The sequence below is a fragment of the Thermoactinomyces sp. CICC 23799 genome (assembly GCF_016055145.1).
Taxonomy (GTDB): Bacteria; Bacillota; Bacilli; order Thermoactinomycetales; family Thermoactinomycetaceae; genus Thermoactinomyces; species Thermoactinomyces intermedius.
This window is the reverse complement of record NZ_JAECVV010000005.1, coordinates 203,009-224,188: the sequence shown is the minus strand read 5'-3', so window position 1 is coordinate 224,188 and position 21,180 is coordinate 203,009. Positions and strand designations below refer to the sequence as shown.

The window sequence follows — 21,180 nt, the reverse complement described above, 5'->3', positions numbered from 1 at the left end:
ATTATTCTTATTCGGTAAAAATGTCTATTTTAAGTCCTTATCAAGAACATTTGTTCGCGGACGAGCGTTTCATTATAACATAAAAAATATGAACTGATATACAAATCAGGTATATAAGTTCATCATTTTTTAAGGCGATCGGTACATTAGGAATCAGGGGCAATATAAACCTTTTTATTGGTGTTCAATTGAGCATTAACAGACATCATGAAATTTAGCGAAATATAAAGTAAGATAATAGTGTGTCTAATATGTTTTTTCGCCAGGGGAATTTTTTGCCCCTGGCGTTTTTTGAAAGGATGGATTATATGAAAGCTTCCATCTATATCAGGGTATCGACAGCCGAGCAAGCAGCAGAAGGTTTTAGCCTGGCCGCTCAACAGCAACGATGCACCGACTTTATCAAGTCCCAAGGGTGGGAACTTGGTGAAGTTTATAAAGATGACGGATACTCTGCAAAAGACTTGAATAGACCATCTATGCAACGGCTTATACAAGACGTAAAATCTAAAAAGTTTGATGTCCTGGTCGTCTATCGTTTGGATCGCCTGGTCCGTTCTGTGCTCGATCTTCATCAACTTCTGAACATCTTTGATGAACACAACATCATGTTTAAGTCCGTTACAGAAGTTTTTGACACCACAACGGCGATGGGGAGACTATTTATTTCAATCGTTGGGGCTATGGCCCAATGGGAAAGGGAAAACTTATCAGAACGGGTGAAAATGGGCTTGGAGCGGAAGTTTTTAGAAGGGAAGAGGATAGGAGGGCCAGCGTTTGGTTATCGGATAGACGAAGATGGAAAGATGGTGATTGACCAGGAGAAAGCGCAAATCGTTAGATGGATCTTCAACAGTGCAAAAAAGATGGGCATAAATAAGATCGCGAAAATACTCAACAAACAGGGGATCGACTCCCCAAAAGGGGGCAACTGGACCGGTAGCAAAGTGGCATATTTGCTTAGAAATCCTACATACACCGGGAAAATCCGTTATCTAGTCAACCGGAACGGCTACGGGGAAAAAGAAACCATCGACAGTAACCACCCGGCTTTGATCAGTGAAGAAGAATACAATGAGGTTCAAGAGATCCTAAAAAAGCGACACGGTGGAAGAAAAAAAGCTCATACAAGCGACTATCCGTTTTCCACAATACTCTTCTGTACCAGATGCGGGTCTCCATACTCAGGAGCACGCCAGGAAAACAAAAGCGGAGTTACATATTACTATCGATGTAATGGAACCGCCAGGGGAATTTGCCAGGCTTCAACTGTTCTTGAAGAACGACTTGTAGATGAACTACTAAACAAAATCAATCTGATTATTGAAGAAAGTAAAGTGGCCCTGGAATCAGAAAAAGAAGAGACTGACAACGAGTTTCGACTAAAACAGATTGAAGCAGAACTGCAACGAATAAAAAAACGCCGCCGCAAATGGCAAGAAGCATTTGCAAACGATGCGATTAGTTTGGAAGAGCTGAAAGAAAGAATGAACGAGGAAAAGGAAAAAGAAGAAGCATTGATGGAAGAGTTAGAAGCATTCAACACGGTCCCCAATGAAACTGATGTAAGTAAAGACGAAATCATCGATGCACTCAAGAATTTGAAAGAAATCTGGTATCACCTATCCAGGAAAGAGCAAAAAGAGATTTTAAACATGATTTTTTCCAGGATCTATATCAAAACAGAAGGGGAGCGCCCACATATAAAACCGATCATCACAGATTACGAGCTACTCTAATTTATTTTTAAAAAGGTGAAAATGAAAGAATGACTGTTTTTTAATCAGAATAACTACACCTCATTAAGAGGATTGAAACTCTTTTGATATTGATACTCGTCATACAATTTCTGTTGTCAGAATGGTTACACCTCTTTTGGAGGATTACAAAAACAGCCCTCTCCATTTTCCGGAGAGGGCTTTAATATTAGAACTGAAGGTTTACAAGAATTTTATTTTTTTGTAGACTGATATTAGTTGATATTTCTGATATTCAAGCTTGTAACAGAAGTTCTTTTTCGAGCACCTTGATATGTCAAAAACCCTTGGGGTTGCTCGCTATAGCTGAAACCCGCATGAAATAAAGGAAAAAGCCACCTTCGTTTTGACTTGATACATAAAAAATTACTTAAATGCTCTTTAAAAAACGAAGGTGCTCGAAAAACGATATTGAACCTCAAGCGTGCCAAGGGTTTCAGACGCATGCAGTCAAAATGGTTACACCTCTTCTAGAGGATTGAAACGAGAACTTTCATCATGCAGGGATTCTCACTTTCTACTGCGTCAAAATGGTTACACCTCTTCTAGAGGATTGAAACATCGAACAAAAGACGAATACTGACTCGAAAATGTACACCATCACGAAAGCCGCTGTTCCGTCAGAATGATTGCATCTCATCTTGAGAATTGAAACTAAAAAAGCCGCAAGGTATCCTCAGTCGCTTTGCTTTGTGTCAGAATGATTACACCTCATCAAGAGGATTAAAAACAAAAAATCCCTCTCCGGTTATGGAGAGGGATTTTAATTATTGTCCTGGCATGTGAAGATAGTGGAACGGATCGGCCAAGAATTTATCAAATTGACGGCTGACTGAATGATATCCAATCGCATATGCACCGAGCCTCGGAGCCCAGGCAGCATAACACCGGCAAGCATTGATGACACGTTGCTTGATAGTGTTATCCGTCGGGGTATCTTTCCAACCGCCACCAGGAATCGCTGCGCCACGGGATTCACTGAAGGTTTACAAGAATTTTATTTTTTTGTAGACTGAAATTAGTTGATATTTTTGATGTTCATACAAGGATTTTTCGAGCACCTTGATATGCCAAAAACCCCCGGGGTTGCTCGCAATAGCTGAAACCCGTATGAAATAAAGGAAAAAGCCACTTCGTTTTGAGCTGATACATAAAAAATAACTTAAATGCTCTTTAAAAAACGAAGGTGCTCGAAAAACGATATTGAACCTCAAGCGTGTCAAGGGTTTGAGACATATGCCGTCAGAATGATTACACCTCTTCTAGAGGATTGAAACCTCTTCCTCTTGTGTAGATTCGCCGTGCGCTTCTTCGTCAGAATGATTACACCTCTTCTAGAGGATTGAAACCATTGCCGGCTTTTTGGTGTTCCTCGGCCTTCTTCAGGTCAGAATGATTACACCTCTTCTAGAGGATTGAAACACCCAAACCTCGTTCAGATTCTTACATCCCTGATACACTGTCAAAATGGTTACACCTCTTTTGGAGGATTGAAACAAAAAAGCCCTCTCCGGATATGGAGAGGGCTTTTAATTATTGCCCAGGCATATGGAGATAATGGAACGGATCGGCCAATAATTTATCAAATTGACGGCTGACTGAATGATATCCGATCGCATATGCACCGAGCCTCGGAGCCCAGGCAGCATAACACCGGCAAGCATTGATGACACGTTGCTTGATAGTGTTATCCGTGGGAGTATCTTTCCAACCGCCGCCAGGAATCGCTGCGCCACGGGATTCATAGTCATCCCTTGTGGCCATACTGATGATAAAGCGGACATAATATTGAATTGCCCCTTCATCATAGAGATCCTGCAAAGCTTGTCCACATGCTGCATGGTCCTGGATGGATATCGTGATAACTCAAGGTATAGTGGTCAGCATCCGGATAAAGGTCAATATACTTTTGAATTATGTTTTTCGCTTCATTCACCGTTACACTTTCCCCGCCGTCGCTGTTCGGATCATCAAGATATTCAATATGCTGATTTTCAGCTGGTACCCCAAGCTGCCGGAGAGCATTATAAAACTCCTCCATCCGGGCTTCCGCAAATTGCTCAACTGTCAACGGTTTATACCCCTCAAACTCCGGAATGTGTTTAATTTCCCGGCGTTGTGATGGATATCATACGGAGATGTTTATGAACGCCGTTCAGGAATGGGCGGATCATCCGGAGGAATGGCTTTGATCTTTTCCAAAAAAGCCGACTGTACTTTTCACAGCCGGTTTTTTTCTCCTGAATCCCGGGCACACAGAAGAGTTTTACAGAGGGGGATTTTCCACGCCCAAACGGATCCAATCTTCTTTGGGCGGACCATAAACGCCAAAAGGTTTTAATCCGGCTTGCCGGATCAGAACCGTCAATTGGCCGCGATGATGGATTGTGTGTTTGATCAGTCCCATTAAAATTTGGGCATTGGTCTCTTCTCTTCCGAAAGCGGTTTGCACTTCTTTTAATGTCTCGTCATTCCACTGCTGCGAAATGGCTTTGGCGGCATTGGCGCTTACGTTTTTAAAGGTTTCGGCGATTTCTTTGGCCGATGGCGGAACTTGATCGGCATTTTCCACCGGATCGATTTTCAAGCCGAATTCAGCCAAATATTCCGGGATGCAGGTGGTTAAATGCCACGCGATTCTCCCCAGTGTGCGGCCTCCGGGATAAACTTGTTGTTTTAAGGAAGCATCGGTCAGCCCGTCCAATACGTTTTGTGTCAAAAAGGCTTCCCGGTTCCACTCTTTGATGAAGTCTGACACGGTTACGTACATTTCCTCATTCCTCCATTGTTGATTGACTGCTGTTATTATTTATCCGCCAACCATGATATATTATGATGGTGACAACCCTTGTCACCGTTTCAAAGAATTTGGAGGTTTCCATGTCCAAGGCGAGACGATTGAATGAAATGATCATGCTGGTAAACCGGAAAAAAGATTTACCGTCCGGGAATTGGCTCAGGAATTCGGGGTTTCCAAACGGACCATTTTGCGGGATTTGCAAGAGTTGAGCGCGATGGGAGTGCCGTTGTATTCTGAAACCGGGCCGAACGGAGGGTATCGGGTTTTAAAGGAAAGAGTGCTCCCTCCCATTGCATTTACCGGGGAAGAAGTGATTGCGGTCTTTTTTGCCATTTACGCATTGAGGCATTATCTCTCTCTTCCTTTTGATGTGGAGTATGAATCCGTCATCAAGAAATTTTATTTAAATCTCTCCGGAGACCTGCGGGACACCATTGACAAGATGAAAGACCGGATGAACTTTGTCACCGTCCATCAACAAGAACAGATCCCTTTTTTGAAACCATTGCTGAAAGCGGCGGTCCGGCAGGAAGTGTTAAACATCCGGTATCAAACGGGTGAAAAAACCAGTTGCCGGAAGATTCAACCGGTCGGGGTTTATGCCAGAGACGGAAAATGGTATTGTCCGGCTTATTGTTTTTTGCGAAAAGAATACCGGGTTTTCCGGTGTGACCGGATCCAAATTTTTCTACGTACATTTAGGTAATAAATACTGGAAATGGATGTGGTTAAGTAATTGAAAGGATGTGTGAAATTGGAAAAATCAACTGAAATCTGGGTTGAAGATGAAATTATAAGAGTTAAGACCAATGACAAAGCAGTGGCACGATCAATGAAAAAGGCGGGATTTTCATTTGCTGAACGTAAAGATGGTTGGTTGTTCGCTATTCCAATGTCTGAATTGGAGAAAACGAATAGCTACCAAGTTTAATCAAAGGAGATGAAACGTGTGCAAATCAAACTTTCCCTGAATGAAAACTCCTCGTTTAACATTCGGGATGCAAAAGAACGGTTGAAAAAAGTTTCAGATCTGCAAAAACCCCTTGCAGATCAAATCGAAAAAATTGAACCACCAAAAGCTAAACGTGAATTGAATTGGTTTAATGTTGGTAAGAAAGCACTTTTGGAAGGAAAGGCAAAAAGGAAAAAAGACGGGGCCATTTCGCAATCTGAATTGGTCCAGTTGGGACGGGAAATTTCCGAGAAACAAGAAATGGAAATGAAACGTGAACGGGCAAGAAAAGTGATTGAAAACAAACCGGATAATTTTCATATACTCCGGCATGACTCGGAAATTCCTAAATTTGTGGACCAGTTACGGAAAGAATGCAAGCTGCAAAGAAAACATTGGGGAAACCGTTGGGTTGATCTTGGTGTCAAATCAATGGTTGCCGGAGACATGGAAACAACCGGGGTTGATTCCTTTATTGATTTATCCATAGGCATTTCAATTTGGCTACCTTTGTTGAATGAAGGATATTACTTGCCATATGGCCACATACACGGAGTGGACCAGGTTGGCAAGATGAAAATTCCATATGAATTTCAGCACAAGAAAGACGATCCGCAATTAACACGGTCTAAAGTTATTGAGGCAATCAAACCGTTCATGGAAGCACCTTCTGAGGGCAAGACTTTCCACATGGGAGCAACACTGCTTGACATGCATATGGCAATTAATGATGGATATGTGGGATACTTTGAATGCTATGAAGGTGATGAATGAACACGAGGAACAATACGGGTTGAAACCGCTGGTTAGAAAATATGGTCGCTTTTTTGGAATTGAGGAGGAAGTTTTCACATTTGAAGACCTTTTTGGTAGTTGCTCACCTGCTCCGTTTGATATTGAGCTAGTGGGCATTTATGCTGTGAAGGATGTTTTCTATGGTTGGAAATTGTTTGAATGGCAATTTGAAACAATGAAAAAGACAAATCGATTGTATGATGTTTACACTTTAATTGATAAGAATTTGCCTGAAGTGGACCTTATTTTGCAAAGAAATGGTTCACACCTGGATTTTGATATGTTGAAAAGTTTGTATGATCAATTTTCATCTGAATTGAAGCAACTAGAGATGAACTTGATCCGGGAATACAACATTGATGATGATTTTCTGTGGAAGATGACCTTGAAGTTAAAAGACAAAAGCATCAAAGACTGGATTGAATCCCAAAAGAAGAGAATAAGAAAATGGGAAGAGCGAGTAGAGAAGAAAAAGGCCAAATTAAAAGAATGGGAAGCAAAAGGCAAGACACATCTAAAATCATACAAAACCACAAAGCAAGAACTGGAAAAACTCCTGAAAGAAAAACCAGTACCTGCAACGATTGAAAACTTTCCAGATGATCAGAGGATTAAGGAATTTACACTGACGAATCACAATCATATTGCATATTTGGTATACGATCATTTAAAGATTGAAGATATTACACCTAAATTTGAGAAAGGAAAAACACGTAGCACATCAACAAAGATACTTGAAAAGTACTATAAAAAGGAACCAGCATTAAAACCTTTAAAAAATATCTCAGCAATCCAGAAATTGATGAATACTTATGTGGAGAAATTTCCAATGGCAATTGATGCTGATGGAAAGATTCATTCCAGGTATGACAACGTTGGGACGGATACCGGAAGGTACGCATCTAAAGGATATGATGGACGGCCACTTGATGTTTATTTTGAAGTTTGTGAAATGATTGGTCAAAAGCCAAATGAACTGCCAAAATGTGATTGGTTGGAGGGTGAAAATTAATGTTTAAACCAACCTTTAATATTACGGATGATAATTATCATGATGTGGTCCGTAAGTTGGTGCTTGATAATCAACTGATACAAAAGGGAACAAACCTACAAAATATCCCTGCCAGAACCCGAGAAGGGAAGTTAATCAGAAAGTGTTTTCTTCCTCCTGAAGGTCATGTATTGATTGGTGCTGACTTATCCCAAGCTGAACCACGGGTTGAAGCACATATTATGTACACAGAGTATAATGATAATTCGTTAAGACAAATCTTTGTTAGTGGCCAAGACTTGTATACATCAATGGCCATGTTAGCGTTTGATTTGCCTAAGGAATATTGTCTTGATGATGTGTGGTATGATCCGGTTTCAAATACTGGGGGAGAAAATCCCAATGATGCACCTGCAACAGCATTCTATCCACGGAAGATGATGAAACAAGGGATCTTGGCTTTAGGGTACCGTCAAACTGAAGAAAAATTTGCTGAATCCATGAAGGTGACAAATGAGGTAGCACATATGGTATTTGAAAAGTTTAACAAGTCGTTTCCTTCCTTTAATAAAATGGTGGAAGATACCATTGAGTTTATGAGGGTTCACGGATATGTAGAAACAATCTTTGGCAGAAAACGCCGATTTCCACAGTACAAAGCTTTAAAAATGGAATTGGCAAGGAAAGAACCAGAGTTATTTAAACTGTACAGAGAGAAAAAGAAACTCATGAATGACGGAATATACAGAAGACGTCTAAAGGAGATTGAGGAAAAGATTGAGGAAATTTATAAATTGCGTGGCCGTATCAGCAAGATGGAACGTGAAGCCTTTAATGCCAGAATCCAAGGTTCCGCAACCAGTGACATTATCAAGATGAATGAAATTGAGATGCTTAAATTGTGTAAGTCGAAGGGATGGCAACTAGTGTCAGCTATTCACGATGAAATTATTATTTCTGTTCCTGAACAAGACGTTACTCCAGAAAATATAAACCTGATCCAAAAGATTATGTGCGAGACAGTTAAAGATTATTTAACCGTACCACTTAAGTCAGATGTTGCGATTATGCCCAGGTGGGAGCATAATATTAAGCCTCATGAATGGTTTGAGGGAAAAAGATAATATTTTTTTCTTCAATACCCTGTAAATGGTCAATTGCATGCCCATATAAATAGTAGGAGGGTATTTTTAAGAATGGAGGAGGTAAAATGTTCAAAACTGCAGCCACGATCCGCCAGGAGCGACAAGAGGCAAAGGCGATGGAAAGAAAGTTTCAGATAGAAAATGACTTTATCCATATGATTAACAGATTTGATTCATTCCCTGAAGTTCGAGATCCTCAAATTGATTTGTACTTGTTGAAGATCGAAATGGAACTTCTCGAACAAGAAATGAACAAAACCAAAGAAAGATTTATTGGATTTACTCCTTCTTCAGCGAGTTCTTGTAAACGGGAACTTTATCACAAGTTACGAGGGGACCGCAGAGATAAAGAAATGCAGCAACCACATCAAACCAGGTGGAAAGAGTTAGGCACCCTAACAGGTGAAATGATGCAACGAAAACTGTTATTTATCCAGAAACACTATAAAAGATTGACGGGTGAGGAACCACCTTTTAAACCGCTTTTTGTAAAAATGAATGGGTTAATGGTTCCCGCTTGGGAAGGTTTTGTATCTAAGAAAGTGACCTATAAACATGGTGCTTGGGATATTCCAATTCAAGGCCAACCCGATGGCATTCTACTTTATAAAGACGGTAAGAAAATCGGAATTGAATTCAAGACAAAACAAACTAGTTATAATAAGACCTCGGATTTTTCCATGAGAGGTCCGCAAGAGGATCATATTAAACAATGCCATGCATATGGTAAACTTTATGATTTGGATGAATACTTGATTGTGTATGTGAACTTAGCTAAAAAATCATGGGAGCTAACCGAAGAAGAACAGATTAAATACCAGGATCTGAGGGTTTTTTATATCAAAATTAATGAAGATGATAAAAATGAACTTCTTGATGAATTTGCAGAAGTAGTAAAAGCGGTTGAGAATAACCAACCACCTAAAATTGATGTTGATAAGTGGGCTTTCAATAATTTCAAACGGTCAATTGCTTTGTCGGTCACAGATGAAGAAATTAGAGAACTTGAACTTGAGTTTGAAAAGTATTTACAAATTGTAAATCCGTCAACAAAAGAAAAGCGTCATATTGAAAACCTAGAGTCTGTTTTGACCTACATCAGGGAGGTTAAGGAAAATGAGAAAAATTGAACTCATTTGCAATATGTGTGGAAAGAAGCAAGAAAACCCTGATCTTGATGATTTCCATTCATTCGAACTGAGTCCAGGATATGGTTCTCAGTTTGATTGCACTAACTTATATTGGGATCTTTGTGATGGCTGCTTAGCCAAGCTTTTTAAACAATTTAAATATGGACCCGATGAATACAATTATTAAAGGAGTGAATAAGATGTGGAAAAAGACAAACTAACAATACTTGGCCTTGATCTTTCTTTGAATTGTTCAGGGTATGCAGTGGTTGAAGTACAAAATGGAAAGTCTAAGCTTTTAGAATCTGGGATTGTTAAAGCCAATCCAAAGCATAACTTGAATCAAAAATTAAAACGGATCACAAGTCATTTACAAAGGGTTTATTGGGACCACGAAATTGATATGATTGTAAGGGAAAACTCCTTTGTTCGTTTCAATAAAGCAACAAAAGCATTGGAACGGACTGTTGGGGCTGTATATCATATATTTGATGTAGAAATTGAAGAAATTGCACCACAGAAAATTAAAAAGTTATTGGGTGAAGCTAAGTCAAAAAATGACGTGGAATCTTCTGTTAGGAAGCTGTTAAACCTGGCAGAAGATTTTTCTTTTAAATCAAATGATGAAAGTGATGCTTGCGGTGTTGCTTTAGCTTGGGCAATTGAAAATAAATATTTGGGAGGAATTGAAAGTGAGAATTAGCATTTCAGAGAATGACTTGATTAAAATCATCGAAGAGCACCTTCAAAACCGGTTAAACAAATCAATCACTTTAAAAGATGCTAATTTTTATCAATATGAAGAGTATGAGGGTTATGTTGAACTTTGGGGATATGCTCAATTCCAGGCTGAAATTGAATTTGACAAGGAACAAGAAAAAGAACCTACTGTGTCACAAGTTGCAAAGTGCTTAGAAGATGCTTTGTTGAATGGTCGGGTTAATGAAAACATGCCGATCAGCAAATTTATTAAGCTGGTTAAAGCTGAGTATTTACTTCATGAGGAGGAATAAGAAAATGAAATTCCCAAAAGAAGAGCTTGAAAAAATGTGTTGGGGAGAATCAACAGATCTGAAAGAAGTCGGACACACTGAGTGGGTAAAAAATGGCGATGTCGAGACAAGACAAGTCATTTTTCAATACAAGGACAGGTTTTATAGCCTTGTTTCAAAACGTTGTCGTGTTAGTGATACACAAATGGTCTTTTGGGTTGGTGATTTTGGACATGACGGTTTTATCGAATGTCCAGAATTTAAACTTACTGGAGAAGTTGAAGATAACATACAGAAGATCCTAAAAAATATCATTGAATAAATAAGGGGTTGATGCTATGAACAAACTTTTAACTGAACAATTTCTCGCAAAATATCCTGATTTCCCCGACCACATGACTGAGTTGGGGAAATTTATTTATTACCGAACCTATTCCAGGTGGATGCCTGAGCTAAAAAGACGGGAAACTTGGAAGGAAACTGTTGCCCGTGCAGTTGAGTATAATTGTTCATTAATTCCTGGAACCTCCAGATCAGAAGCACAAAAACTGTTTGATAACATTTTTAATCTCAAGCAAGCACTTTCGGGACGTACTTTTTGGGTTGGTGGAACCGAGGTATCTAAAAAGTTCCCGATGGCAAATTTCAACTGTGCTTTCATTGTGATTGATGAGTTTGAGGCCATTAAGGAACTGTTTTATTGCTTGATGTTGGGGACCGGCGTGGGAGCACGAATTTTAATATCTGATGTTGAAAAGCTGCCAGCAATTCGGACCAACATTCAAGTGGTTCATGAACCCTATAATCCTGTTCCGAAACACAAACGCACGGATCACACATCAATTTCCTTTACTGGAAACGTTGCTGAGTTGACAATTGGGGACAGTAAGGAAGGTTGGACTGAAGCTTTGTCACTGTTCCTGAAGATGTTCTACGATCCCTTTTATCGAAATATTGAAGGGATTGTAATTAATTATAACAATGTTCGTCCAAAAGGTGAGCGGTTGAACACTTTTGGCGGCCGTGCTTCAGGTCATGAGTCAATTAAGACTATGTTTGAAAAAATCTATGATGTGTTAACTACTGACTACTGATCGATTTGCACCAAAACCTGTTGATGGAAAATTAAGACCCATTCATGTATTGGATATCATTACAATCATCGGACAAAATGTTGTGGTTGGTGGAGTTCGCAGAACAGCACTTAATACATTGATTGACGAAAACGATGATGAAACGATTCTTGCAAAAAAAGATCTTTACAAATATCCGGACAAATCCCACAGATATTTGTCTAACAACAGCATTTTCTATCGATCTAAGCCTACTTGGTCCAAGATAAAGTGGCAATTTGAGGTTCTCAAGAATGAAGGGGAACCCTGTTTCTTGAATGAAGAATCTGCGAGTAAAAGAAGACCTAATTTTAAAGGAGTTAATCCCTGTTTTGAGATTTTACTTGATTCCAGGGGATTATGTAACCTAGTTACGGTGAACCTCATGGGATTTGTTGAGAACGGAAAACTTAAACTGAAGGAACTGTTGGAAGCACAAAAACTTTCTGCACGTGCTGCATATCGCATGGCAAATGTGGAACTTGAGCTTCCAAAGTGGAACGAAATCCAAAAACGGGACCGCTTGTTAGGATGTTCTTTAACAGGATGGAAGGATGCAATGGAAGCATTAAATTACAGCAAAGAGCAGGAACAAGAGCTTCAGAAACTCCTTCATAAAGTTGCTAGAAATGCGGCTGACGAATATGCAGATTCTCAGGACCTGCCTAAGTCCTTGCTTGTTACAACTGTGAAACCAGAGGGGACTATCTCCCAGGTGTTTGGTGGGGTTTCCTCTGGTCTTCATCACACACATTCACCTTTCTATATTAGACGTGTTCGAATTAATGCAAACGATCCGTTATGTAAAGTAGCTGAAAGCCTTGGCTGGTCTGTTAAAAATGAGGTTGGTCAAGGTGTAGAAGATGAGAAGGGCAATTTAATCCCAGTAGACACAAAGGTTATTGAGTTTCCAGTTTCATCACCAGTAAAAAGAACAAAGTATGATGTATCTGCAATTGAACAATTGGAGACTTACTTCAGTTTTCAGGAAAATTACACTGAACACAATTCTTCAAACACAATCAGCGTTAAAGATGGTGAATGGGATGAGGTCGCTAAATACGTACATGACCATTGGGATGCCATGATTGCTGTGTCATTCTTAAAACTTGATGGTCATGTTTACGAATTGGCACCTTACGAAGCAATCACAGAAGAACAATACAACGAAATGAAAAGCAAGATGAAACCATTTGATCCTGATTTGCTGAATCAATTTGAGGACCAAGGAGAAGATTTTGATATTGGTAATGATGGTTGTGAAAATGGTGCTTGCCCAGTTCGTTAAATAGACGGGAAATTTTTCCCGTCTTTTTCTATTAAAGGAGGAGTTAGGGGATGGTATATGACCTGAATGAATTTCGAAAAAGAAGGCATGGAGTAGTTACCCCAGGACAGTTAGCAGATAGTTTAAGAGACTGTGCAGATCAAATAAAAACACTGGCCGTTGTAGTGGAATTTAAGGATAGCACTTTAGATATCGCATTTTCTACTGACGAGATCATAAAAATAATCGGCATGTTTGAGTTTGGTAAAACAGGTCTTGTTGAGGAGTATTTATAAGGAGGCAATATAAAATGCGTCTTCCTGAACACTTGGAATACATGTTAAAGAAGATGCAGGACTATTTTAAAAATGCATCAAGGGATGAGCTTATTAAAGAATTGATAAAGAGGCGAAGAAAACAAATTATGGTCCATAGTTGTCTTTACTATAGACTGAACACTTCAGTCATTGATGATTCTACCTATGACCAATTTGGGAAAGATCTTCAAATACTTCAAAAGGTATTTCCTGATCTATCAAAAGAAGTTGAATACCATGAATACTTTGAATACTATACAGAAACAACAAGTGGTTTCGATCTTCCTATTCATCTTCCTGAGATTGTAGAAGCTGCACTACATCTCAAACATTATGCGGAGAAAAAGAGTAAAACCAATAGTAAAAAAGGAGGAAACGTAAGATGAAAAACACAAACTTTGAACAACTTTATGAACTTTATCAGATGGGAGAAATTGATGAATCTGAATTTTTGGTTGGAGGAAATATGAAATTGGATCGTTATGAGAAAATCTATCGTACAAAAGGAGATGACCGCCATGAAAATTAAAAACCTCGAAGTGAAACCCTATATGCTGATGCATTTGTTCCTGAATATCAAAAATACGGAAGTGCAGGCTTTGATCTTCACGCCTACCTTCCTGAAGGCACATTGATTATCGATCCCGGTGATTATGCATTGATCAAAACAGGAATCGCAGTCCAAGTTCCTTTTGGATATGAATTGCAAATTAGGCCACGATCGGGTATGGCTTTAAAGTATGGACTCACAGTATTAAACAGTCCAGGAACCATTGACCATGGTTACCTGGACGAGATTGGCGTGATTCTAGCCAATCACGGGGATGGTATCTACATTGTTCATCATGGGGACCGCATTGCACAAGCTGTATTGAATGAAATCGTATTTGCTCAGATACAGGTTGTTGATGAACTTACTGGATATAATCGTGGTGGCGGTTTCGGAAGTTCGGGACTTTAAAGGAGGGCATAGCGATGCCAAATAATATGTTCAGCAATAAGGGGAATAAAGCTGAGTTTCTCCGGGAATATGAAAAGTTTTGGGTGAATTCGGAGCCATCAACCTATGAGATTAAGGTTTATAAAGATGCCGGCTGATCGTACAAGCAAGCCTCTTATCCAAAAGAAATGAATTGGACAGTTTGAAACAACTGTTAAAGAACTTGGATTTCACAATTGGTTATGTAGAAGGTGATGAATATGACTCTTCAAAGTATTAAAGATCTAGCTAAGCATATTAAAACGAACGAGAACGGAAATTTGGTTTATGATAACGGTTCTTTCAAATTGAGTTATTTAGGTATACTGATCCGGACAGGTTAAATCTCGCAGATTCTGCGGCCTTATATCTTGGAAAATCCGACACGGATAATATTAGACGGCCACTAAACATTATGAAGCTCGGTCATGCACTTGAAGTTTTTCGTGGTGAAAGTGCTACCTTTAAATTCTACAAAGTTTCAAAGCAAGTTTATGATCATCTTGTGACCTATAAGACCTTGAATATGAGGGTTGCAGGCGGTAACCGTGCCTTGGTCTCGGATATACACACTTCCAACCGATAAAATAAAGAATAAAAATCTAGTCATAGAAAAAATTGAGCAATCAATGAAGAACTACCATGACTTAATTGAAGCGGGTGAAGCTCCTCAGGTCGCCCGCTCAGCAATGCCTGTAAATGCAAATATGAATCCTTTCAAACTACAGTTCAACTTTCAAACACTGATCCAGGCCGTTTTTCCTCAACGGATTTTTGAGCCTGGGGCACAAGGCCTTACTGTTGAGGCTGTAAAAGGCATGTTTGCATTGTGCCATCAGGTTGATCCGGAATTGTGGGAAACCGTTTATGAATTGTTTGGACCACATACAAAAGAGTGGAAAGACGTTCAGAAAAAACTGAGGAAGAAGAAAACTACCTTTTCACAACTGCTGTTTGAAGTTGGTGGTGGCAATGAATATTTTAATGAGTTGGTGAATAATGCTTTTTATGATGAAGAAGATGCATATACCATCACAGTTATTGAAGGTTTAGATGCTGTTTGGGATGAAGAAATTGAAGAATTTTTTCGTAAAAAATTTGGAAAGCAAAAAACAATGTGGTGATGGGGGACTGGAGAATGGAAAATCTCAATCTTGACTTTAAATCTGTGGTTGAAGAAATTAGGGAAAAAGTAAAAGTTCCACATCTTGATTTCTTGAAAGAAATTGAAGTTGTTGCTTTTATGGGGAAAATGGCCAGTGGTAAGGATACACTGGCTAGTTTTTTATCTGAAAAATATGGTCATGTCCAGGTGTCTTTTGGACATTGGCTGAAGATTTATACCCACAAAATCACAAAAGCACCCAAAACACCAAAACCGCAGCAGCTTTATCAATGGTTTGGCCAAAGTTGTAGACAGGTTGATGAAGATATCTGGATTAAGTGTCTGATCTATGACCTACATTCACACCATAAGCTTGGATATAAAAAGTTCGTGATTACTGACTTACGACAGCCAAATGAAAGATTGTTTTGTCACCAATATAGATTCCCCGTTATAAAAGTTGAGTGTGATATACACACTCGAGTGGAGAGAATTAAAAAACGTGGCATTGAACCACGTTCTGAACTCCTTTTCCATGAAACTGAGAAATGGATTGATATCCTGCATTCTGACATTGTAATTGATAATTCAGGTTCCTTGCTTGAAGCTCAAAGAGGGTTACTTGCTAACTACCAGTTTATTTCAAAAGCAGTCTAATCCTTTATTTCTTGGTTGGCTGGTCAGGTGCTTCATATCCTTGGAGCCGGAAGGTTAGCCAACCATTTTCATTTCCATCATAGATGTAATGGTACGGACCGTCCTTATATTCAATTTTAAAACGATCAATGAACGCACGAGCACTGACAAAGCCAGATTTATTAAATTGCACAGGCCGATGATCAGTTAGTCTAACAACATCTGGTTTTGCGAGAGCAATTCTTTTATTAACCGGATCGTATCCCAGATAAAGCTTGATAGGTGAATCTTCTGAGTTTAAATATCGCTGAAGATGACGATTAAGGTAAATTCTTCTGTTCTTGTCTACGGTTACAACCATTTCACCTGAGCTTTTGAAGTCTTTATTGTTAAACGGGATAATGGCCATTCCAGTCACCTCATGATCAATTATTCACTTTAACATTATAAACAAAATTGTAGATTATATTCAAGAGGGGAGAGAAGTGGAAGTGTTGGAGAAAAAATGAGATAAACCATATGAAATTATGAAGGAGTTGAAGAAAATGGCGGCAGGTTATAATACTGAAAAACAAGCTAATCAAATTGAAAAACGGTATCCCATGGACAAACCACAAGGTGTTCATGCAGCACTTAGGGATATTCACCAACTAAACATAGAAAAGTATCAAAATCTTGCACTTGTTGACTTTTTGGTTGACTTGGAATGTGCGATCAAAAATGCAGGTTTGACCAAAACAGAAAAACAAGTGCTTTTTTACTTTTATATGAAACAACTTAGTGTTTATGAAATTGGGTTAAAAACCGGGTTGTCAAAAGGGAAAATCCACCGGGATATAAAAATGGCATTAAGGAAAATATCTAAAAATTTTGATAATAAGGAGATGGCATATATGGGAGAGAAGACATATGTTGTTTTTGACTTAGAAACAACAGGGCTGGACTATAAGAATGATCAAGTTATTGAGGTATCAGCAGTGAAATTAAATAAGGAATTAAAGGAGATCGCTAATTTTCAAACATATGTCATGTTGAATGAAGGAAATGAATTGAAGCCGGAAATTACGAGTCTTACGGGTATTAGCGAAAAAGATTTAAAATCTGGAATGCTGGAACAATTGGCATTGCAGGTCCTGGATGGTTTCATTGGTGACTCTGTAGTTGTTGGCCACAATGTTCAGTTTGATTTAGGGTTCCTTTCAAGATACACAAAACACATCCCAGTTGAAAAATTTATTTGTACCCGGACCATGGCACTGCTCCTGGACCCGACACAAAGTGCCAGACTCTGTGATTTAGTCGAGAAATATAAAATTGCACATGGAAAATTGCACAGAGCAACAAACGATGTAAAAGCGGAAGTCAAACTGTTTAAGCTTTTGAGGAAAGAACTTAAAGATAGGGGATACCACGAAAAAGACTACACAAACCTGATCATTAATTCATCGGATCGCCCAGTTGTCTATATTCCCAATGAACACACTAAAATCATTGCTAAACAAGAATTGAGAAAAGCAAACTAAAAATATTTTTCAGATACCCTGTAAATGAGAAATCACATGCACATATAAATAAGTGAGAGGGATTTTAGAGAGGGAGGAAATACAAGGTGTACAAGTTACAAATCAAAGTTGATGGTAATTGGATCACCCATGATGAGTTTGATTCGCTTGAGAGTGCAAAACTTGCACAAAGCTACTTGGAACATGACTACAAACATCTAGAAAACAGGATTGTAAAAGATAGTTTCTATGTATTAACTAGAGAGGATGACTTTACTATAGAATTTTATGCAGGAGTTGATCCTGTGGATCTTGAGCCCATATTTAAATATGATTTTGATTCTGCATTCAAATTTTCAACTAGGGATGAAGCACTTCGGTGCCGTAAGAACTATAAAAACCTGTACCAAAACAAAGAAGATGAACTTTTTGTTGTTAATATCATTGAACCGTAGTCCATTTGTTGTAGAAATTGTATAAGTTGTATAAAAGACCTCCGGTTGTAGATTCCGGTGGCCATTTTCTTTTTCTAAAATCATAGGGAGGTTTTGAATGTGGGAAGAGAACAGCGTAACCGTTGGAAGGCAAACATGAAATGCATGGAGATTGTGAAAAAGAATCCAGAAGAAATCACTGACGAAGATATTCAATATCTCAAGGATTTTTTCACATCAAAAGGTAGTTTAGTTCCTAAAGGTTATCATGGAGGAGCTTTTTTTACTCCAACACATTTGGCAAAATTCATGGTCGAGATTTTGAATATCCCGGAGGATTCAAAGATATTAGAACCTTCTTGTGGATCGGGTGTGTTTTTTGATTACCTGCCTAAAAATGCTGAAATTACTGGGATCGAAATTGATCCAACATCTGCAAAAATTGCATCCCTTATATATCCGCATGTTGAAGTGATTCAAGGCAATGCTTTTGATCACATCAAATGTGATTACTATGATTTCGTAATTGGAAATCCTCCATTTGGAGAAACCATAGAAGTTAATGAAGATATTAATTTTGAGACCTTGAAATACAATAACAAATCCAAGACATACAAAGGTAAATCAGAATTTGCTTTTGTTGAATTAGCCATCAAATCACTTAAACCCGGCGGATACATGGCTTTAATTCTTCCTTTAAACTTAAACAATCGCCAAGCAAAGAAAGTACGGGATCTAATTTATAACACCTGTTGGGGAATTGCAAATATTCAACTTCCCCCAGAAACATTTAAACATGTCGGGACGACAGTTCCTACACAGATTTTAATCTTGCGTAAGGTAACACCGAATGTGAAGAAAATTAAGTCTGAGAAGCTGGATGCCGAATTTTTTGAGGGACAACAACCAATGTTTATGGCTGTTGTTCAAGATATCGGGTGGGACATCCGGGGAAGATCCACGGATATATGGGGAGATGGTTTAACTCAACTGGATGTATTAGCTGAAGCTTTTAAGGATAAATACCTGATCCGTGAAAATTTATATCCTCATGAACCATCTTGGATCGAACTTGACGTGACATACTTTCCGTTTTTGAAACAATATACCCCAGGATGGTATGACTCAAGAAGATGCTACACGAAAGAAAACAAAGATAAGGAGTTACTATATTGGAATGAAATGACTCTGGGAATGGGTGAAGAAAGATCTTGGGATTTTTACTATCAAGATGAACTAGTCCAGGAGTATTACAACAGTCTGTAAGACCAGCTTAATTTGGCTGGTCTTTTCATGCTTAAAGAAATATTGGAAGCAAAACCTTGTGTGTTCGACTTCGATTAAGGATCAGGAAATTTTCCTGGTCCTTCTTTATTTCCGGAAATGAATGGGGGAATACATCATGAGTTTAGCATACAGAATGGACTTTAGAACGAAAGAACAATTTGAGAAGGATATAAAAGATTGTCACCGGATCGAACGGGAAATTATTAATATTTATATTAGACAAATTGAAGAGGAGAAAGGAATTAAACTAACAGTAAAAGATAATGGGTGTGATAACTCCGGGAAACTCATTAAAAATCGCCGTGTTATTGCAGATGCTGATTTTTTGATCAATGGAATCCCCGTGGAGGTTAAGTTTAATAAGAAAATGTTGAAATATTTCCATTTAAAACAAAATCAATTAAACTCATACATCAAACAAGGTGCAAACATTTTGTGGGTGAACGGTTGGGAAACAGACAATCCAATGTATACAATCATGCATAAAGATGACCTTTTAGATATTAAAGAGAACTTAAACCCAATTTCTATTTGGGTTTTTGGTGGAAAACAAGGGTACAGATTGTCGGCTAAAAATTATAGATGGAACACATTGATGAGAAACTATTCATGAATTTTCTGTATAAATTGTATAAATTATATATAATGAATGTCATATTTAATTCAACACTAGTCTTTCGGCTAGGGTTTTCTTTGAAATTTACTGGGAAAGGGTTTGGTCACATGGGACGAATTGATCAGTACAATAAGCTGTGCAATACCTTAAAACAGAAAGTATAAAATAACAAGATATCAATGACGGAATTGCTGAATGAGATTAAAAAGGTTACCGAGCTTTATTTTGAATATTTCGGCGAGTTTCCGCCGGGAGAACTTGCCCGAAATCAAAATGTTAATGTTGCGATCCCTAAATTCAGGAAAAGAAAATCAGGAATTACCACACTGCAAGAGCTTTCAAACTTGATCATTCATTTAGATGAAGTGATTGAACATAAATATCTTGAAGATCGACTAGTACAGATTAGCGAAAATGATTATAACATATTGGTTGAAGAAATTAAACAACTAAATACAAGGTGTACAATGGAGGATATAAAACAATTACTTGAGGGTTTTATTACTGCAGGTATTGTCACGGAAAATCGGGCTGAACGAATTTTGAAGCACTTTAAAACTTGCGGTTTTTATCGGTGTGGGAATGTTTTCTACACAGGAAAAGGTGGAAAAAATAAAAATTCTCGTTTTTGTTCGGATCAATGCAGACGATTAAACCATGTGGCACTTCTAAGGAAAGAACGAACCGGAGTCGAATTTACCAGATCCGAGATTTTGGGGAGAAAGGAAAGAACCGAAGAAAGAGTATGGCAGAAAAACCGGGTGTTAATGGCCTTTGAACAGTGGATGAAACACCTTGATGATGCGGTCCAGGGTGACAACCAAGATAAAACATTAAGGAAGCTAAGAGAAGAGCAACGAATTAAAGAACTTGAAGAATTGAACAAGAAGCAACCAGTAAAAACATATTACATCAAAGGAGAATAGACGATGAAGAAATTAGAACAAATTAAACAATCAGTGGAAAGGTCCGCAGCACAAAGAAAGAAGTTGGGAGAAGGAAATATAAACTTTTCAATGTTTCCTTCTTTGGTTTTTCAAAAGAAATTGCCCGAAATGCTGAAAAACGAACAATACAAAAAGCAAGATGCCAGGGATGCAATTCTTCTTTACCTGCTGTATGTGTCATTGGTTTGCCGAGTTCCAGGTCATGCACTACAGGGCACATCATATCCGAGTCATGACCAGATTACCGAAAAAACAGGGATTCACCGTTCACGAATAAAGAAACTGAATGAAATCTTGGTGAGAGAAAAAATGATCCATCTTTACCGGATTTCTTATGAAGGTCATATGAAAAACATATATGTTCCGATGTACGAATTTTAAAGTTGGTGGTTTCTCTTTGGAGAGGCCACCAACTA

At 38.5% G+C, this 21,180-nt stretch carries 27 protein-coding genes and 2 pseudogenes; 25 read left to right on the top strand and 4 right to left on the bottom strand.

The annotated features are described in order from the left end of the window. Positions 1-308 precede the first annotated feature (308 nt). Entirely contained in the window at positions 309-1,739 is a 1,431-nt protein-coding gene (locus I8U21_RS08875) for a recombinase family protein (RefSeq protein WP_198053757.1), read from the top strand. A 1,551-nt stretch (positions 1,740-3,290) separates the two neighbouring features. Here the strand turns inward: I8U21_RS08875 and I8U21_RS08870 are convergent. The 3 genes from I8U21_RS08870 to I8U21_RS08860 form a co-directional block, all read right to left on the bottom strand. Beyond that, positions 3,291-3,578 (bottom strand): hypothetical protein, encoded by a 288-nt coding sequence (locus I8U21_RS08870; protein WP_181732850.1) that lies wholly within the window; start codon positions 3,576-3,578, stop codon positions 3,291-3,293. Further along, on the bottom strand, positions 3,562-3,828 hold the full coding sequence (locus I8U21_RS08865; RefSeq protein WP_181732851.1) for a hypothetical protein: 267 nt from the start codon (positions 3,826-3,828) through the stop codon (positions 3,562-3,564). Before I8U21_RS08865 ends, I8U21_RS08870 begins: the two co-directional genes overlap by 17 nt. A 195-nt stretch (positions 3,829-4,023) precedes the next feature. Next, complete coding sequence (locus tag I8U21_RS08860; RefSeq protein WP_181732852.1) at positions 4,024-4,527, bottom strand: DinB family protein; 504 nt, start codon at positions 4,525-4,527, stop codon at positions 4,024-4,026. Positions 4,528-4,637: 110 nt separating this feature from the next. Between I8U21_RS08860 and I8U21_RS08855 the strand changes: the two are divergent. From I8U21_RS08855 to I8U21_RS08780, 18 genes and pseudogenes are all read left to right on the top strand, one after another. Continuing rightward, positions 4,638-5,239: pseudogene (locus tag I8U21_RS08855) on the top strand (helix-turn-helix transcriptional regulator); the annotation flags it as partial. 72 nt (positions 5,240-5,311) lie between these two features. Next, positions 5,312-5,488 (top strand): hypothetical protein, encoded by a 177-nt coding sequence (locus I8U21_RS08850; protein WP_198053756.1) that lies wholly within the window; start codon positions 5,312-5,314, stop codon positions 5,486-5,488. Between the two features lie 18 nt (positions 5,489-5,506). After that, positions 5,507-6,283 carry a 3'-5' exonuclease family protein gene (locus I8U21_RS14960; protein WP_232337586.1) on the top strand — a complete coding sequence of 259 codons (777 nt, stop codon included), beginning with the start codon at positions 5,507-5,509 and terminating at the stop codon, positions 6,281-6,283. Next, positions 6,216-7,316, top strand: a complete 1,101-nt coding sequence (locus I8U21_RS08845) for a DNA polymerase (RefSeq protein ID WP_232337585.1) — start codon at positions 6,216-6,218, stop codon at positions 7,314-7,316. The genes I8U21_RS14960 and I8U21_RS08845 overlap by 68 nt, the downstream gene beginning before the upstream one ends. Further along, positions 7,316-8,419 (top strand): DNA polymerase, encoded by a 1,104-nt coding sequence (locus tag I8U21_RS08840; RefSeq protein ID WP_198053755.1) that lies wholly within the window; start codon positions 7,316-7,318, stop codon positions 8,417-8,419. The genes I8U21_RS08845 and I8U21_RS08840 overlap by 1 nt, the downstream gene beginning before the upstream one ends. Before the next feature lie 86 nt (positions 8,420-8,505). Then, entirely contained in the window at positions 8,506-9,570 is a 1,065-nt protein-coding gene (locus I8U21_RS08835; RefSeq protein WP_198053754.1) for a hypothetical protein, read from the top strand. After that, a complete protein-coding gene (locus I8U21_RS08830) occupies positions 9,557-9,757 on the top strand; it encodes a hypothetical protein (protein ID WP_198053753.1) in 201 nt (66 codons plus the stop codon). Before I8U21_RS08835 ends, I8U21_RS08830 begins: the two co-directional genes overlap by 14 nt. 15 nt (positions 9,758-9,772) lie before the next feature. Next, positions 9,773-10,273 (top strand): crossover junction endodeoxyribonuclease RuvC, encoded by a 501-nt coding sequence (locus tag I8U21_RS08825; protein ID WP_198053752.1) that lies wholly within the window; start codon positions 9,773-9,775, stop codon positions 10,271-10,273. Beyond that, the gene (locus I8U21_RS08820; RefSeq protein ID WP_198053751.1) at positions 10,263-10,583 is read left to right on the top strand and encodes a hypothetical protein; all 321 of its coding nucleotides are present in this window, start codon (positions 10,263-10,265) and stop codon (positions 10,581-10,583) included. Before I8U21_RS08825 ends, I8U21_RS08820 begins: the two co-directional genes overlap by 11 nt. A gap of 4 nt (positions 10,584-10,587) precedes the next feature. After that, positions 10,588-10,884, top strand: coding sequence for a hypothetical protein (locus I8U21_RS08815; RefSeq protein WP_198053750.1), 297 nt, complete (start codon positions 10,588-10,590; stop codon positions 10,882-10,884). A gap of 16 nt (positions 10,885-10,900) precedes the next feature. Further along, positions 10,901-11,656 (top strand): glycyl radical enzyme family protein, encoded by a 756-nt coding sequence (locus I8U21_RS14955; RefSeq protein WP_232337584.1) that lies wholly within the window; start codon positions 10,901-10,903, stop codon positions 11,654-11,656. 49 nt (positions 11,657-11,705) lie between these two features. Next, the gene (locus I8U21_RS14950; protein ID WP_232337583.1) at positions 11,706-12,962 is read left to right on the top strand and encodes a glycyl radical enzyme family protein; all 1,257 of its coding nucleotides are present in this window, start codon (positions 11,706-11,708) and stop codon (positions 12,960-12,962) included. A 50-nt stretch (positions 12,963-13,012) separates the two neighbouring features. Next, entirely contained in the window at positions 13,013-13,237 is a 225-nt protein-coding gene (locus I8U21_RS08805) for a DEAD/DEAH box helicase family protein (protein WP_198053749.1), read from the top strand. A 14-nt stretch (positions 13,238-13,251) separates the two neighbouring features. Then, a complete protein-coding gene (locus I8U21_RS08800; protein WP_198053748.1) occupies positions 13,252-13,644 on the top strand; it encodes a DNA ligase LigA-related protein in 393 nt (130 codons plus the stop codon). Next, positions 13,641-13,787: a hypothetical protein gene (locus I8U21_RS08795; RefSeq protein WP_198053747.1), complete on the top strand. Its 147-nt coding sequence runs from the start codon at positions 13,641-13,643 to the stop codon at positions 13,785-13,787. Before I8U21_RS08800 ends, I8U21_RS08795 begins: the two co-directional genes overlap by 4 nt. Positions 13,788-13,865: 78 nt before the next feature. Continuing rightward, positions 13,866-14,219 (top strand): annotated as a pseudogene (dut, locus tag I8U21_RS08790) (dUTP diphosphatase); the annotation flags it as partial. A 566-nt stretch (positions 14,220-14,785) separates the two neighbouring features. After that, on the top strand, positions 14,786-15,361 hold the full coding sequence (locus tag I8U21_RS08785) for an FAD-dependent thymidylate synthase (RefSeq protein WP_198053746.1): 576 nt from the start codon (positions 14,786-14,788) through the stop codon (positions 15,359-15,361). A gap of 14 nt (positions 15,362-15,375) precedes the next feature. Next, a complete protein-coding gene (locus tag I8U21_RS08780) occupies positions 15,376-15,999 on the top strand; it encodes a deoxynucleotide monophosphate kinase family protein (protein WP_198053745.1) in 624 nt (207 codons plus the stop codon). A 4-nt stretch (positions 16,000-16,003) separates the two neighbouring features. Here I8U21_RS08780 and I8U21_RS08775 read toward each other — a convergent pair whose 3' ends face one another. Further along, positions 16,004-16,387: a hypothetical protein gene (locus I8U21_RS08775; RefSeq protein ID WP_198053744.1), complete on the bottom strand. Its 384-nt coding sequence runs from the start codon at positions 16,385-16,387 to the stop codon at positions 16,004-16,006. Positions 16,388-16,523: 136 nt separating this feature from the next. Here I8U21_RS08775 and I8U21_RS08770 point away from each other — a divergent pair, with 136 nt between their 5' ends. From I8U21_RS08770 to I8U21_RS08745, 6 genes are all read left to right on the top strand, one after another. Continuing rightward, complete coding sequence (locus tag I8U21_RS08770) at positions 16,524-17,501, top strand: exonuclease domain-containing protein (RefSeq protein WP_198053743.1); 978 nt, start codon at positions 16,524-16,526, stop codon at positions 17,499-17,501. A gap of 86 nt (positions 17,502-17,587) precedes the next feature. Beyond that, positions 17,588-17,935 (top strand): hypothetical protein, encoded by a 348-nt coding sequence (locus tag I8U21_RS08765; protein WP_198053742.1) that lies wholly within the window; start codon positions 17,588-17,590, stop codon positions 17,933-17,935. A 99-nt stretch (positions 17,936-18,034) separates the two neighbouring features. Next, on the top strand, positions 18,035-19,180 hold the full coding sequence (locus I8U21_RS08760; protein WP_198053741.1) for an HsdM family class I SAM-dependent methyltransferase: 1,146 nt from the start codon (positions 18,035-18,037) through the stop codon (positions 19,178-19,180). A gap of 136 nt (positions 19,181-19,316) precedes the next feature. Continuing rightward, positions 19,317-19,814: a hypothetical protein gene (locus tag I8U21_RS08755; protein ID WP_198053740.1), complete on the top strand. Its 498-nt coding sequence runs from the start codon at positions 19,317-19,319 to the stop codon at positions 19,812-19,814. 182 nt (positions 19,815-19,996) lie between these two features. Next, on the top strand, positions 19,997-20,743 hold the full coding sequence (locus tag I8U21_RS08750) for a hypothetical protein (protein WP_198053739.1): 747 nt from the start codon (positions 19,997-19,999) through the stop codon (positions 20,741-20,743). Between the two features lie 3 nt (positions 20,744-20,746). Next, the gene (locus I8U21_RS08745; protein ID WP_198053738.1) at positions 20,747-21,145 is read left to right on the top strand and encodes a hypothetical protein; all 399 of its coding nucleotides are present in this window, start codon (positions 20,747-20,749) and stop codon (positions 21,143-21,145) included. Positions 21,146-21,180 lie beyond the last annotated feature (35 nt).